Genomic DNA, 13,629 nt, shown 5'->3' on the forward strand with positions numbered 1-13,629 from the left:
TTAGACGCCTTCCCAGGGAATGAATCCGCTCAAGTTCGTCAACTGCTTTCCTTCGGGCTGACCGGAAGCAGGAGGAACGGCCTTCCAGTCTCCGCCGGACCATTGAAGAACTACGGGCAATGAGCCATAGGTTCCATTCGAAACCTTGAAGCCGTACTCAATCACGGCACGGTCCCCGCTGTAGTCCGTGAGCTTGAACCCCGCCAGTTGGAAGGAAGGACTTCCAGAGTTTCCAGTGGCGGCAGATGAGCTCAGCATCTTGTCGCGCTCCGGTCCGTCCACAGTTAGGTACTGGAGTACTAAGTCATTTCGTCCCGAACTGGCGAGAATCACCACATTTGCCCCGGCATATAGTGCCCCGGTGGGTGAGTGTGCGAAGCAGGAGCGGAGGCCGTTGGATTCGGTCTTGCCGGGCCCGAACTGTGCAGGAGATGTGGGTGCGGCGATTTTGCCGACCAATTCCCACTTGGTGTCGGCGGGTGTGGTTGCGGGTTTGGCCTGGTCGCCGGAGGGCAGGCCGCAGACGCTGGCGTCTGCCGCTGCGCTGGGCTGGGTGCCGGCAGTGGCGGTTCCGGCGTTGTTTGGTTCGGCTGTCGGGGTTCCTCCTCCTTTGGGGAGCAGGGCCAGGATGATCCCAAGCGCGACTATGATCGCCACGACAACGGCCGAGATGATGAACTTAGGTTTGGTCAGCGGGTTCTGGTCTTCGTTCACGGTCGGTTCAGTCATGGCTTCCGTTCCTTAGACCAGGGCGCCTACGACACCGCCGGCGGAGGCTGCCAGGATGCAGCCGCCCAAGACCCATGCCAGGCGGCCGGCGTGCTCGCCGCCTTCGCCGCGTCGGTTGTTGATCATCATCGTGCCGGCTGTGATGAGGATGCCGGCGACGGCCAGGCCGAAGACGATCCAGGCGATCCATTTGAGGATCGTGAGAAGGCCTTCAGAGCCGGGAGGGGCCTCGCCCGTGCCCGGGTTGGGTATCTCGGTGATGGCAAGGCTTGACCATTCCATGGCTTTGGAGAACAACATATGGTTTCTTCTTTCTACTTGGCAGGGTGTCCGGCAGCGGCAGTTACGGCAAGGCGCACCTGCTCAAGGACGGTGCGGGCTTCTTTGGGAAGTTCTTCAGGGGCAACGTCGTGGCCGTAGCGCCATGGGTCGACCCAGGGAAAATGCCAAACGTGGGGCACTCCCCCGCCGACGACGCGGGAGAAGTCGCGGATTTCTTTGGGGAACCTTCCGGGCGCGTCGGCCATGACCACGAGGCCGGCGACCTGGATCCCGGGAAGGGACCGTGATGCCCATTCAGTTGCCGCCAACCGTGCTGCACGCAGGCCAGGGATGTTGGAACGGGCAACCAGCACAACGACGGAACCGGTTGCTGTGACAGGCCAGTGATGCCCGGCTGCCTTGGTGTTCTTGTCGAGCCGTGCCAGCGAGGTCTCACCGGCGCCGCCGTGGACGCCAAGCCACCAAAACGCGGGTTCCTTGCCGGAGACGTCCCGGCGGGGAAGCCGGTCGGCGTGGTCCGGCTGCGGCACGCTCATCTGTGGCCTGGTCGCTCCCGTTGGGAGGAGTGGCGGTTCTTCCGGGAGTACTGGGGTGGGTTCGTCGATAGTGTCTGTGCCGAGCGTCACCCAGCGATTCTTTGAGACCGGCATTTCACTTCCCCTAGTAATGTCCGCAAAGATCGTATCGGTACCATCCGACACGAAAGGCCAAAAGTGACCCCGAACAACAGCTTTAATACCTTTCAGTCACTCCCAGTACATCACAGTACCGATTTATGGTCTACGATGGCTTCATGCGGTGGGACGGACTGAGCGTGGACCCGAAGTACCTAGAAGCTCTTTTCGCCAAGTACCCGGAGCGTCTGACGCCCCAGGACCTCGAAGAGATCTTCGGGCTCTCCCGAAACACCGTCTACCGCTGGCTCCAAACCGGAGTGATTCCTGCTTACCAAGTCGAGAAGACATGGTTGATCGCCAGAGATCAAGTCAAAGACTGGGTCTGGGAAAACAGGAACACCCTGCGGAAGGGCCAGACGCCCGGGGAGACTCAGGAAAACCAGCAGTAGCGCGAAGTAGCCGAGCAGATGTGAGGGGGACACATGCAGTCACGAACGAGCGCGCCTGCGCTGGTTGCCGGTGCCGTCCTTGCACCCATCGGACTCGTGCTGTCCATCATCCTGTTCGGCGGCGGGTCCCAGGCCGCGGCTGATGTGTGCTCACCCACCGGGCCCGGCATCAGCGCTGACGCTGACCGGCTGCCCAAAGTAGCCATCGGCGGCTACGAGGGAGAGCAACTGAAGAACGCCGCCCTGGTCATCAACGCCGGCAAATCCCTCGGCCTGTCCGTCCGCGGGCAGACGATCGGTGTCATGACGGCCATGGGCGAGTCTGGGCTGCGCGTCCTGGACCACGGCGATGGGCCTGGGCCCGATTCCCGGGGCCTGTTCCAGCAGCGCGACAACGGCGCCTGGGGCACCTACCAGGACCGCATGAACCCCACCGCGTCCGCCACAAACTTCTTCAAGGCCCTGAAGAACATCAGCGGCTGGGAACAGTTAGAACCCACCACGGCCGCCCACCGGGTCCAGCGCAACGCCGACCCGTTCCACTACCAGACCTATTGGGCCGAGGCCGTCGAGGTCGTGGCCGCCCTGGGGGACGTCACCGTCACGGACGTCGGGGGTACTAGCTCCTGCGGCATCCCGGGTGAATCCGGCACAGGCGATGATCTGCCCTGGCGCACCGCCAAGATCTACGAGGCCTCACCGTTGGGGATGTTCAACCGCGAATGCGTTGACTTCGCCCTCTGGCGCGTCAACCAGCAACTCGGAAGCACCACCGCCCCCTACAAGGTCCTGAACGGCACCTTCCGGCCCGACGGCGCCCTCCTCGGCTCGGCCCTGACGTGGAAGGACGGCTGGAACGCCAAAGGCTGGCCCACCGGCAACACGCCACGTGTCGGGGCGGTGGTCTGGTACTCCCCCGGCACCGGAGGCGCCGACGGAAAATACGGCCACGTCGCCATCGTCAAAGCCGTCAACGGTGACGGCAGCTTCCTCGAAGAGGGCTACAACGGCAACCCCGCCCCGAACGACCACACCTACTACACCCGCACCGTACCGAACGGCACACCGAGTGCCTTTCTCTACCTGCCCGGCAGCGACTCACCGGAGGAACCATGAAACGCACCCTGACCGCCCTCACGGCCCTGCTCCTGTGCAGCGCGTGCGCACCGGCAGCCAGCACCACGCCCGCCGAACCCGCACCCGCCACCTCCACCACCGCCCCTGCCACCCTCAGCGCAGGCGGCAAACCGCAGGCGCCCGGGGGCACCGCCCCCGCCACCCTCGGCATTACCTGGGACGAAGCAAGCAAAACAGCCGCAGTGGACACCGCGACCAAAGCCATAACGCTCTACGCCCGGCCCACCATCACGGACAAGGAATGGATCCAGGACCTCGGCCAGGTCCTCACCGCCCAAGCCACCGCCGACTACCAATACGTTGACCCCGCCAACATCCCGGCTACCAAGATCACCGGCCCTGGCCAACTGAAGATCGATGAGAGCAACGGCTTCGGCTGCCACGTCGTGTTCCCCACCGATGCCGGCGACTACGACGTGCAGCTCCTCCGCAGCGCCGCCGATAAACCCTGGCAGGTCAACCGCTTCACACCCCCGAACGGCACAAAGTAAGGACAGAAGATGGAAACCCAAGCACTCGACTTCCCCAAAATCAACGCCGTTCTCCGCACCAACGGCACCGGCGAAGTCACCATCAACGGAACCTCCCACCCGATCGAAGCCGCCGACGAAGCCGCCGTCCTGAACGATGCGCTGCGCCTCATCACCGAAACTGCCGCCCAGCTCGGCCGCCCCGTCCGCGTCAACACCACCGACCCTGACGGCCAAGGCCTCATCATCGTCTCCCCCGAAGGCGTCGTCAGCGAAGCCACCCCGACCAAGCCCACCCCAAAGCGGGAAAAAGACACCCTGCCCGTGACCGCCGCCCCTTCGCCCGGAACGGCCAAAGCCACGACCCCAGCCGCACTAGCTCCCACACCAGCGTCGGTTCCCGATGCCTCTGCGGCCCAAGAAGCGCCGGCACACGCTGCCGACGCCGCGCCGGTGACCTTTGGTGCAGCCGTCACGACCGCGCCCACCCAGGAGCCCGCTGTGGCCTCAAAAGCAGCCACGGAGCCTGCTGCCCGGCGCAGCCTCAAAGACACCTCCTTCCTTGTCAGTGCGCCCGTGCTGCAACCCGCCACGCGCGGCTGGCGCGGTGCCCTCAGCCGCCTCGGCTTCCGCATGGACCCTTCCCCTGAGGAGCTGGCCGAACGCGAAGACATCCGCACCGTGAGTCAGCACTGGCCCGGCCCCCGCACCGTGGCCGTCGTCAACCGCAAGGGTGGAGCGAATAAGACCCCCACCGTCGTCATGCTCAGCGCGATCCTGGCCCGCTACAGCGGCGCGGCGACCGTCGCTTGGGACAACAATGAATCCCAAGGCACGCTCGGCTGGCGCACCGAAAAGGGCGGCCACGACAACAGTGTCCTGGACCTCATCGACTCATCCCAGGCACTGCTCTCCCCCGGCGCCCAGGCAGCCGAGATCGCCCGTTTCGTCCACCACCAGACCGCGGACAAGTTCGACGTCCTGCGCTCAGACGAAAACGACGAAGGCGACCACGAAGTGACCGCCGAAGAAGTGGATATCGCCCATCAGGTACTGACCCGCTACTACCGGCTCATCGTCATGGACTCCGGCAACACCGCCCGCGCCGCGAACTGGCGCCGCATGATCCACCACACCAACCAGCTCGTCGTCCCGGTGACAGCCATCGAAGACCGTGCCGAAGCCGCCCGCCTGACCCTCCAAACCCTCGAATCCCGTGGTGGCCACGATGCTGAACTGGCCCGCAACGCCGTCGTCATCGTCTCCGAGTCCACGGACGCCAAACGAAGCATGAGCGGCGACGCACTCAAACGCGCCAAAGACGAAGCACAAAGGATCGCGGAAGCGTTCAGCCCGCACGTACGGGCCGTGGTCCGCATCCCCTACGACCCCGCCCTGGTAAACGGCCCCATCCGCTACGACGCCCTGCAACCAGCCACCCAACGCGCATGGCTCGCCGCAGCCGCCGCCGTCGCAAAAGGCTTCTAGAAGAGATGGAACCGGCACGCCGCGCTTCAGAAGGACGCAAAGAGTGTCACGTCACAAAGACGACACGCTCCCGTTTTCTGAAAACAAATCCCCAGAGGGCTGTTGAGCCGGTGGTAGTTTCGGAGCAACCGCAAAGGGTCATCCTGTAACTCTGCGGGGCGGGCACCACAACGATGAAGCTGTAGCCGCTTAGGCGGCTACAAAATCAAAGGACACAGCAAATGACGGCAGTAGCAGTAAATCGAGGCGGCGGGCGTCCCAGCAAGGGGCTGCGTAAGTTCATTGGTTTTCGCTCACCCGAACCTACCGCTGACGGTATCGCCAAAGTGGCAGCGCACAAGGGCTTGACCGTTACTGAATACCTTCTGTCCGTCGTCGAGCCGCGACTCAAAGAAGACCTAGCCGCACTTGACCAGGACGACTACCAGCAGGAGCTGCCCATTCGCATCGCCTCATAAAACAAAGAAGGCCCGCACTAGACGGGCCTTCGAAGCTTGAGACTCACCATCTGGATTGCTTGCCGGCGGATCAGATTGTAAGTCGTGGAGGGCCATAACAGGCCATCCCTTGTGTTGCTATGAAACCGATCTGGCAGGATCGGCCCTTTTTGATACCTCAATCCCCGAAAGGATTACTCACATCGTACATCAGCACATCTCCGTGCTTCCAGCATGCCCAACTTCAGGCGTGTCAAATCAGCGGGACAGTCCGGCTACTGTCTGGGCAGCCTTGGCACCCCTGCTAGCGGGCCAGCCCAGAATGCGCCTCTCTCGCGATGCAGGTAAGACCTATCCGCAGAAGCACGAACGAAACCTAACGCAAGCACTTCCCTCGCTACCCGCGGCGGTGAGAATCTTCGGCAAGGACGGCACTTGCGCGGCAATCTTCCTCGACTTCGACTCCTCCGTTGCAGGTACTGACTGGGTCCAAGCTGACGTCCGCGCCGTACAGACCTGGCTGCACTCGGTCGGCGCACGCTGGATCGAGGACTACTCCCCGAACGGCGGCCGTCACGTCTACGTCCCACTCGCGCAGCGAATCACGTTTTCTGAAGCGCGTGATCTTGTTGAGGCGCTGGGCAGCCGGTACCGAACCCTAGACAAGACCCCTCACCAAAATCTGCTCCACGGCTGCATGCGAACTCCCGGCTCACCGCACAAGCGCGGCGGCCACCAGGAACTGGCGATGAGCCTATCCATGGCCTACGACATCGCCCGCCGACCCAACAGCTCTGCTGTCTGGTCGGCAATGAGCAAAGACCTGGCTGCCGAAATCGAGGCAGTCCGGGCGCTCCGACAGAATGAGTCCTTCACTCCGACGACCTCGGATGCCCCTGCCGTCCAACAGCCTGTTGGACGCATGTCCCGGCTCATGCAAGTGCTCGCCCAGACCGGCATGTATGACACCAACAAGTACGCCTCTGACTCGGAGGCCCGCCAAGCCGTCATCCTCTCGGCCGCAGGCGCTGGCCTGCATCTCGTCGATGTTGAGCGACGGATGCTCCAGGGGACTTGGCCCGGTTTGGCCTCCTTCTATGTACGCTACTCCGCTAAACACAGACTGCCCGCCCTGCGCCGTGACTGGCAGAACGCCATCAAATACCTGAACAAAAACAAGACCAGAAGGGACGGAAATAACGATGTCCGCAGATCCCCCACAAGCCAACCAATTACACAGCCCCCAGCACTACAGGGCGTAATTGAAATTTCGAATCCCGATGCAGAGCATCGGTACATTCGCACCTGGCGGAATGCTTTGAGGATCAGAGAGGTGAACTACCAGCAATCCAGGACCGGTTTGGCTCGTAGGATGGTTCTCCGGTCGCTTGGCGAGGCGGCCCACATGACAGGGTCCAGGTTTGTTGAGTTTGGCGTACGTTCCATTGCGGTCGCCACTGGGTTAGATCACACGACGGTGGCCATGCATCTGCGGGAGCTGCGTGCTGAGAAGGATCCCCTGGTCACTCTTGTTGAGGAGGGACGAGGGACCAAAGGTGACCTCTATTTGCTGACTATCCCGGAAGAGCTCAAGGCAGCAGCTGAAGAGATGAGATGGCGGAAAGGGAAAGTTTACGCTCTCCGCCCGGTTTTCCGGGAGCTGGGGTTGCCGGCCGCGTTCGTTTACGAAACCCTAGAGCACTCCCCCGCTATGCCAACAGCCGAGATTGTGCGGATCACCCGGCTGTCTCGTTCCGCTGTCCATGAAGCCTTGGACGTTCTCGCCGCCTGGAACATGATAGTCCGCGACTCCGGCCGGGCTTGGTCGATTGTAGCCGAGACGTCATTGAGGCAGCTCGCCGAACAATTTGGGGTACTCGAAGCGGTGGCCAGTCAGTTACAGCGTTACCGCAACGATCGGATTATTTGGCGGGAATGGCTGGCCAAAAACGTCAACACCGTACCGGAGCTCCTCTCCCCTGACGAAGATTATCCTTGGGAGACGTTCGAGGGACCACCAGATGAATGGTCACTTTCCGATCTGGCCTTCAATAGAGCCGGATGATGGTCTGTGCTGGAGCCCATGCTAGTTGTACGACTGTTTTCGCAGTCTGTACATCCAAATAGGGGGATGTGACTGGGCAGTTACCCGTCAAGGAACAGCGAGACTTTCCGTGTTAGTGCCATAAGACATGCCATAAGCACTATAGGAAAACTAGCCTCGCTTGAGTCAATAAAGATTAGCCTTAGTCGACGGGTTGTACTGCCTTCATATGAAGTTTGAAAGCGACCGATACGAGCGCACTGCGTGACGGTGCGTTGAACTCGGTGACCTTTTCATCTAGCCAGGCGACCTGCAACCCGTCGAGGCGTAACTGGATCTGAATGCCGGCCTCTCCCCTTTTACGCGGTGCCCGGCGGGGTATGCCGGATCTTGTCAAAGTGGTTTCCGGAGTGAACTCCTTGGCGATCTGCTCGTCGTCGACGGCTTCGAAAGCGTCGATTAACAGGTCCGCGTACGTGGTTCGCTCCTTGTAGACGGCATCTTTTACCTGCACTAGGAGTTCCGGCGGAAGGTAGACTCCGACGTTGCGTAGTGCGCCGGGAACCAGCTCGGAGGCTTTGTTTGCGTTAGCAGATTTCTTGCCAGCAGGCTGGTGCCTCGTGGTGGCCTTTGGGGTCTTGCTTGACGTAGGCGTGGGCTGTGACCGCACTCCTGTCGCCTCGAGGGACGGCTCTTCAACTGGTTCCTGCTCAGCCGACCGGTTGTCCGCTTGTGGCTGCTCGGCAGGTACTTCCCTGTCTGCCGTGTCGGGAGCCGCCAATGGGGATACTTGTACAATTTCGTGGGTCGATGCATCAGCGGAGTCGCTCGTGTTTGACCCCGATTCGGGAGTGTTTTTCACCCGCCTTGAGGGCAACAATCCTTGGAGTGCTGCACCTCGGGCAGGCGCTACAGGTGCGAATGCCCCGGCAAGGCTTTGTCGGCCGCTCATGCTTCGTTCCCGCTTTCGATCTCGTTCAGTCGGGCGAGGATTTCGCCTGTCAGTTGCTCGTACTCTTCTGCGAGTCCCCCTGCATTCCGTGAGAAGAAACCGTCTGTCGGCCTCTCCCCCGCCCGGAGCGCTTTCAGGCGATTTTTCTGAGCGTCGGTAACGGCACCTTCAAGCTCATGGAAGAGGAGGCCTTTGCGGCGTGCGTCCGCGCTTGCGCTTTCAAGGTTCCTAATGCGGGTTGCGAAGACCGGGGCGACGGTGCCGAGCATCTCTTCCAAAGTATCTCGAACGCTGCGCTCGAGACGCATGGAGCGCGGGCCGACACCGAATAGGACGATCCCCGCCAATTGCAGCGACGGGTTCCTGTCACGTACAGCCATGAAGCGGCGTGCGACGCGTTCGACACCGTCGATACTCGCATCATCAGAACGTGTAGGAATAACGACTGCACTGGAGATTGCGAAGGCGCCTTCTACGAGGATTCGCTCCCCTGGCGGGGTGTCGATCAGGATCAGATCGTAATCGTCCGCCAGTGGGGCTAGAACGGAGTAGAGCATGTCGCCGAAGTCGCCGGCGTCCGAGCGGCTGGAGCGGGACACCATCAGTCCCTGGATGTCTTCGAGGTCCTGGCCGCCCGGGATGACGTCTAGGTTTTCCCGCACATTGCGCAAAATCATCGGCGGCGTGCCGGCTATCAAGGCCTGGAAGAATTCCCTCCCGGTTTGCCGGTCGTATCCGAGATCGCGGGCCAAGTCACCTTGAGGGTCAAGGTCAATCAGCAGCACACGGGAGCCAGCCAGTGCGACGTACCCGGCAACGTTAGCTGCGGTGGTGGTCTTGCCGACTCCCCCTTTGCCGTTCGCCAGAGAGATGACGCGGTCAATTGCGCGTGTTGCCTGGGGCTTCGGCGGTGCGGGGGTTTGCAGCGATCGTACCATCGGCCGACGACTCTCCTACTTGATGGGTTGGATTTGTTCCTACCTTCAACGCTATGTGCTGTCGTCCATGAATGCTGGCAGTGACACGCATAAGAGCGGACATATTGCGTAGAGCAGAAAGACTGGTTGGACTGCACGTCTTGGGCATGGCAGGACTTCGTGCCGTTTTTCGTGTGCGCCTTCGCGTGTGGAATACCGTCCTACATCTCCTGTGCTTCGCCATTGGTCGTGAAATTGTGCAAGTGGTTATGGGATCAATTAGTGGTCCCATGGCCCCTCCTGCGTGGTCGCTCGTGGCAGTCCCCATTGGAGGTCTAGCTTGGTTACTTACGGCGACAACTACATACCTAATGGCGTGCCGGTGTGCCTTTTATGTAATGGACCCAAAGGCACCACGTAAGGCTTGCTAACTGGCGTTCCAAACCGTAGTTCATCCAATAGTAGGTATGGCACGCCTTATGGCATGAGGGCGTATGGAGTCTGATGCATCACTTGGTCTCCCGCTAGGGCGGACTTTCGGTGGTGACTATAAGTTCATCCTAGCTGGGGCAGAGATCACGGGAGCGGGGGAGCGGCTGATTTAACCCGGCCATGCCACTGAGCCGTGCGCAAGCAGGAAAGTTTGCCTTGTGGCCCATCAAGAACTCCGTCGCTTTACGGCCGCTGAGGGGACATCTTTAGTGGACGGGGAAATCGTTCAGCGATTTCCTCGCCTAGAAAACTAACTAGGCAATTTGCTGCTGCCATACCCAGGGCCGACTGTGTGCCTCAGCGCTAGACGGGCGTACGACCGGCGAAGCGGTTCGCTGACACTGCCTACGCTGGCCGCAATACGGCCATTTCTGAGGCCACTCTTCGGACCCCAGGGGGAGACGACCAGTAGGGGTCGCAGGTGTTTAGCTGATCCGAGGGGATCCGGGGCGGGTTGATAACGATCGTTTCCGAGAGGGGTTCCTGGACGCGCCGGAGTTGGCTGGCAGAGCGGCAATTCTTCAGCTTGTGAATTGCAGCGGTAAATGGCGGCATTATTGCAGCGCTAAATGTCGCCCCTGGCGCTCAATTGCCGATCCCTCACAGCAGGGCGCCCATGGCCGAACGTCTCTGCGCGTGCTTCCTACGGAACGAACACCTAAACCGGCGGCGGGGCTGCGAGGATGAAAGCCGTAATAGGGCACATCTCGGGGTTTGCATGCTCCCGCCTTCATTGGGCCCGCCCTCGGGCCCACAACGCACCAATTATCGTCGATGACTCCCTCTCGGTGGACATCGTCGGTGCGGTAGCATCCAGTAACTGACAAAGCATTCTGGGGGGTTGACTACATGGGATGGTTCTCGAGGCGCGAGACGCCGATCAGCGGCGATGTCACAATCGTCCTGCCGTTAGAGCTTGCAGGCGTGGTCAGGTTCAGTCTCGATGAACGAGCGGACGGCGGCATGCTCTGGGACGCAAGCTGGATGGAGCTAATTTCGGATTCGGAAGTCGCGGACTCGCTTGAAGGTAACGTGCAGATGCTCGTCAACAAGGGCGTGAACCTACTCCACGACAAGATCCCGAGCGCTGAAGTGTCAAACCTCATGGTCAAGCTCGATGACTCCGGAGCAAAGCCGGAAGTTCATGTGTGGGGAGAAATCACCTTCCTCGCGTCTGAATGGGATGCGATAAAGCTTGAGGCGTCACGCGGTCAGATGTACGCGCCCAAGCGCTAGCAAAGAAAAGGTGAAGGGGCTACCTATTGGAACGCCCTTCACCTTTCCAGCGTCAGCAGCCTCCGGGCCGGGCGAGCCTGCTCGGCCTGGAATCAGGTCGTGGCAGGAGGCGGCCGGGTGTCTCGCAGTCCTAGCGATTCGGGACGCTGAGGTTATGAGGCACGTTGCTGTGGCTCAAGAAGACGGGCACTGCTTCTGTCGCGTTAAGACATCCGGGAAATGCTCACGCTCAGATGACTTATTGGAGTGAGTAACGGGGCTCCTCAGAGCTCCGAACTTCCGCTGGGTGAGAAGTGGAAGAAGTAGTTTCCGGATGTGGACGCTTCGCGTCTGTCTGTTTCACGCAAAGTGTCGTTTTCACAACTCGGCTGCACAAGCGCCCGCGGAATTCCGGGGTTGTGCAGACGAGTATGGACATTGAAATGTCAGAAGTGCCCTGCACAAGACTGCATTTTGCTCAATAGTCCTCTGCACCAAGCTGCCGGAACTACTTCTTTGGCGCCTGGGGTTCTCCGGTTGCCGGGACCCATCGGTAGAGGGTGGGTACGGAGACTCCCAGGGTGTCGGCGACCTCCCGTGGCGGTGTTCCTTGTTTGAGGAGTTTGCGGGCTGAGCGGATCTTGGCATCCGTCATGATGCGTTTGCGGCCGCCGACCCGTCCTTGTTGGCGGGCGGCCTGCAGGCCGGCCTGCGTGCGTTCGACCATGAGTTCCCGTTCCATCTGGGCCAGGGAAGCCATGACGTTGAAAAAGAAGCGTCCGGAGACCGTTGTGGTGTCGATGGCGTCAGTGAGGCTGATGAATCCGACGCCGCGGTCGCTCAGTCCGCCGGCGAAGTCCAGGAGGTCTTTCACGCTCCGGCCCAAACGGTCCAGCTTCCACACCACCAGAGTGTCACCGTCGCGCAGGTTGTCCAGCGCCTGGTCGAGACCGGGGCGTTGGGACTTGGTGCCGCTGATGGTGTCTTTGTAGATCTTGTCGCATCCGGCCTCATTCAGGGCTTCGGCCTGCAGGTCTAGGTTTTGGTCCCGAGTGGAGACCCGGGCGTAGCCGATGCGGTGTGCGGCCATTAGGGGCTTTCTCTTCTCAAAACTCGGTTCGGGGTCTTAGATCGACTGTACCGTTTTGAGAACTATTTGTGAGAGCCGACGCGGGGCTGTCGGGATTTCATCATCGAGCCAGTTTTCCGCGCCAGGGCGTCGCGTGACTGCGATAAAGCGAGCCGGCCCGCGATTCTCAATTCGATGCGTTCTTGAAATCCTTCGTTTTCGAGAATGGATCGTCAACGTTGTAGTGAGCGGCGGGCGCCCAGGCGCTGGCCAAGGTTTAGGTTGGTCAACCCATCATCGATGTGAAGGACTGAGGCAGGGACCCGAGTACCTTGTTACTGGGAAACGCGTACCGATTACGCGGGAAGGAACCAGGCAGAGTCCGTATGGTCATGGCAGGAGCCGGCGGTGAGGGCATTCGGCTGAGACCACGAATGCCTCCCCAGCCATCGCCGGCTCCACCCCCTGTTCCGAGCAAACCTGATGACCGAACGAATGCCTGCCCTTGGAGGGGCGCGGGGCTTCCTTTACTGGCTGGGTCTTTTAGCCTGCGTTCATCGCAAGGAGATCCTCTATGACCTCGCAAATCAACCGGATTTTGCAGCACGGGGCGGGGCCAAGTCTCTGTGATTTTTAGGGTTGCAGGGGGTGACCGTCGAGAGGGATTGTTCCAGACTGGTATTGACTCCTACAGTGGGGCCAGGGCGTGATGATCTGGCCGCCCCGGGCGTTGAGGCGGTAGTACTGGAGAGCCGTCATGAAAGACCCACGTTTTGCTGCCTTGGCGTTGGTTGAGTGCAGCGCTGTCAGTGTCGCGGACCTTTGGGTGAAGTACTTTGCCAAGGGTGGGGATGCTGATTCTGTTGAGTTCGAAGCCTACCTATATGGTCTTTTAGATCCGGGCAGGCATGACGCTCTTATTCTTTCCTGGGTCGTAGACGAGGTCCTGGGCCGTTAAGCACCACAGCCGCTTAAAGGATGCTGGGGGCGCTGGCGATGATGTAGTCCACGGCTACAGGGCCTTTCATGGCCAGGTGGTTACTCGCAGGGTCGATGCCCCACGCTCTCAAGCCGTCCCACAGGGCTTCTGGAGACTCGATGATCGTATCGTTCATAAGGCACCAGCTGATGTAGAGACCATACAGCTCATCGGGGCTGAGGCCTCGTACGCTGCCGGGCCGGTCCTGCAGGGCGTCTGAAAGGAAACCCACGACGCGAGCGAACTCCACGGCTATCCTCCTTCCCTTCACACAGCAGAAACTGATGGCAGAAGGTCCTGAAGCCACGCTGCCTCCGGCAACACTGTAGCTGTTTAGAGGAGGGACAAGGAT

14 protein-coding genes are annotated in these 13,629 nt (G+C 60.8%); 7 read left to right on the plus strand and 7 right to left on the minus strand.

Going from position 1 to position 13,629, the window contains the following annotated elements; translation table 11 throughout:
- From JCQ34_RS20120 to JCQ34_RS20130, 3 genes are read right to left on the minus strand one after another with little or no spacing between them, the layout of a single operon-like run.
- Positions 1 to 729 (minus strand): hypothetical protein, encoded by a 729-nt coding sequence (locus tag JCQ34_RS20120; protein ID WP_286404776.1) that lies wholly within the window; start codon positions 727 to 729, stop codon positions 1 to 3.
- A gap of 12 nt (positions 730 to 741) precedes the next feature.
- Positions 742 to 1,029, minus strand: a complete 288-nt coding sequence (locus tag JCQ34_RS20125) for a hypothetical protein (RefSeq protein WP_188573572.1) — start codon at positions 1,027 to 1,029, stop codon at positions 742 to 744.
- A 14-nt stretch (positions 1,030 to 1,043) separates the two neighbouring features.
- Positions 1,044 to 1,637, minus strand: coding sequence for a DUF6668 family protein (locus JCQ34_RS20130; protein ID WP_286404778.1), 594 nt, complete (start codon positions 1,635 to 1,637; stop codon positions 1,044 to 1,046).
- Positions 1,638 to 1,804: 167 nt separating this feature from the next.
- On the opposite strand from JCQ34_RS20130, the gene JCQ34_RS20135 reads away from it, so the two are divergent.
- The 6 genes from JCQ34_RS20135 to JCQ34_RS20160 all read left to right on the plus strand — a co-directional run bounded on the left by JCQ34_RS20135 (position 1,805) and on the right by JCQ34_RS20160 (position 7,674).
- The gene (locus JCQ34_RS20135; protein WP_286404780.1) at positions 1,805 to 2,077 is read left to right on the plus strand and encodes a helix-turn-helix domain-containing protein; all 273 of its coding nucleotides are present in this window, start codon (positions 1,805 to 1,807) and stop codon (positions 2,075 to 2,077) included.
- Between the two features lie 33 nt (positions 2,078 to 2,110).
- Positions 2,111 to 3,193 (plus strand): CHAP domain-containing protein, encoded by a 1,083-nt coding sequence (locus tag JCQ34_RS20140; protein ID WP_286404782.1) that lies wholly within the window; start codon positions 2,111 to 2,113, stop codon positions 3,191 to 3,193.
- The gene (locus tag JCQ34_RS20145; protein ID WP_286404785.1) at positions 3,190 to 3,705 is read left to right on the plus strand and encodes a hypothetical protein; all 516 of its coding nucleotides are present in this window, start codon (positions 3,190 to 3,192) and stop codon (positions 3,703 to 3,705) included. Before JCQ34_RS20140 ends, JCQ34_RS20145 begins: the two co-directional genes overlap by 4 nt.
- A gap of 9 nt (positions 3,706 to 3,714) precedes the next feature.
- The gene (locus tag JCQ34_RS20150; protein ID WP_286404786.1) at positions 3,715 to 5,172 is read left to right on the plus strand and encodes a MinD/ParA family ATP-binding protein; all 1,458 of its coding nucleotides are present in this window, start codon (positions 3,715 to 3,717) and stop codon (positions 5,170 to 5,172) included.
- Between the two features lie 221 nt (positions 5,173 to 5,393).
- On the plus strand, positions 5,394 to 5,630 hold the full coding sequence (locus JCQ34_RS20155; RefSeq protein ID WP_011776892.1) for a hypothetical protein: 237 nt from the start codon (positions 5,394 to 5,396) through the stop codon (positions 5,628 to 5,630).
- 301 nt (positions 5,631 to 5,931) lie between these two features.
- Positions 5,932 to 7,674: a MarR family transcriptional regulator gene (locus JCQ34_RS20160; RefSeq protein WP_286404788.1), complete on the plus strand. Its 1,743-nt coding sequence runs from the start codon at positions 5,932 to 5,934 to the stop codon at positions 7,672 to 7,674.
- 181 nt (positions 7,675 to 7,855) lie between these two features.
- Here the strand turns inward: JCQ34_RS20160 and JCQ34_RS20165 are convergent, their stop codons facing one another.
- Positions 7,856 to 8,434, minus strand: a complete 579-nt coding sequence (locus JCQ34_RS20165; RefSeq protein ID WP_286404789.1) for a hypothetical protein — start codon at positions 8,432 to 8,434, stop codon at positions 7,856 to 7,858.
- Between the two features lie 167 nt (positions 8,435 to 8,601).
- The gene (locus tag JCQ34_RS20170) at positions 8,602 to 9,543 is read right to left on the minus strand and encodes a ParA family protein (protein WP_141002401.1); all 942 of its coding nucleotides are present in this window, start codon (positions 9,541 to 9,543) and stop codon (positions 8,602 to 8,604) included.
- A gap of 1,320 nt (positions 9,544 to 10,863) precedes the next feature.
- On the opposite strand from JCQ34_RS20170, the gene JCQ34_RS20175 reads away from it, so the two are divergent.
- Positions 10,864 to 11,250 (plus strand): hypothetical protein, encoded by a 387-nt coding sequence (locus JCQ34_RS20175; RefSeq protein WP_286404791.1) that lies wholly within the window; start codon positions 10,864 to 10,866, stop codon positions 11,248 to 11,250.
- A gap of 487 nt (positions 11,251 to 11,737) precedes the next feature.
- Here JCQ34_RS20175 and JCQ34_RS20180 read toward each other — a convergent pair whose 3' ends face one another.
- Together JCQ34_RS20180 and JCQ34_RS20185 are read right to left on the minus strand one after the other, a co-directional pair.
- Positions 11,738 to 12,319, minus strand: coding sequence for a recombinase family protein (locus tag JCQ34_RS20180; protein ID WP_286404792.1), 582 nt, complete (start codon positions 12,317 to 12,319; stop codon positions 11,738 to 11,740).
- 950 nt (positions 12,320 to 13,269) lie between these two features.
- Complete coding sequence (locus tag JCQ34_RS20185; protein WP_286404794.1) at positions 13,270 to 13,527, minus strand: hypothetical protein; 258 nt, start codon at positions 13,525 to 13,527, stop codon at positions 13,270 to 13,272.
- Positions 13,528 to 13,629 lie beyond the last annotated feature (102 nt).

The sequence above is a fragment of the Pseudarthrobacter defluvii genome, from assembly GCF_030323865.1.
Lineage (GTDB): Bacteria > Actinomycetota > Actinomycetes > Actinomycetales > Micrococcaceae > Arthrobacter > Arthrobacter sedimenti.

What these genes read in the sequence shown, in the direction of transcription:
- JCQ34_RS20160 (WP_286404788.1), top strand. Translation starts at nt 5,932, where the DNA reads ATGCGCCTCTCTCGCGATGCAGGTAAGACCTATCCGCAGAAGCACGAA.
- JCQ34_RS20140 (WP_286404782.1), top strand. Translation starts at nt 2,111, where the DNA reads ATGCAGTCACGAACGAGCGCGCCTGCGCTGGTTGCCGGTGCCGTCCTT.
- JCQ34_RS20135 (WP_286404780.1), top strand. Translation starts at nt 1,805, where the DNA reads ATGCGGTGGGACGGACTGAGCGTGGACCCGAAGTACCTAGAAGCTCTT.
- JCQ34_RS20120 (WP_286404776.1), bottom strand. Translation starts at nt 729, where the DNA reads ATGACTGAACCGACCGTGAACGAAGACCAGAACCCGCTGACCAAACCT.
- JCQ34_RS20175 (WP_286404791.1), top strand. Translation starts at nt 10,864, where the DNA reads ATGGGATGGTTCTCGAGGCGCGAGACGCCGATCAGCGGCGATGTCACA.
- JCQ34_RS20170 (WP_141002401.1), bottom strand. Translation starts at nt 9,543, where the DNA reads ATGGTACGATCGCTGCAAACCCCCGCACCGCCGAAGCCCCAGGCAACA.
- JCQ34_RS20150 (WP_286404786.1), top strand. Translation starts at nt 3,715, where the DNA reads ATGGAAACCCAAGCACTCGACTTCCCCAAAATCAACGCCGTTCTCCGC.
- JCQ34_RS20125 (WP_188573572.1), bottom strand. Translation starts at nt 1,029, where the DNA reads ATGTTGTTCTCCAAAGCCATGGAATGGTCAAGCCTTGCCATCACCGAG.
- JCQ34_RS20155 (WP_011776892.1), top strand. Translation starts at nt 5,394, where the DNA reads ATGACGGCAGTAGCAGTAAATCGAGGCGGCGGGCGTCCCAGCAAGGGG.
- JCQ34_RS20145 (WP_286404785.1), top strand. Translation starts at nt 3,190, where the DNA reads ATGAAACGCACCCTGACCGCCCTCACGGCCCTGCTCCTGTGCAGCGCG.
- JCQ34_RS20180 (WP_286404792.1), bottom strand. Translation starts at nt 12,319, where the DNA reads ATGGCCGCACACCGCATCGGCTACGCCCGGGTCTCCACTCGGGACCAA.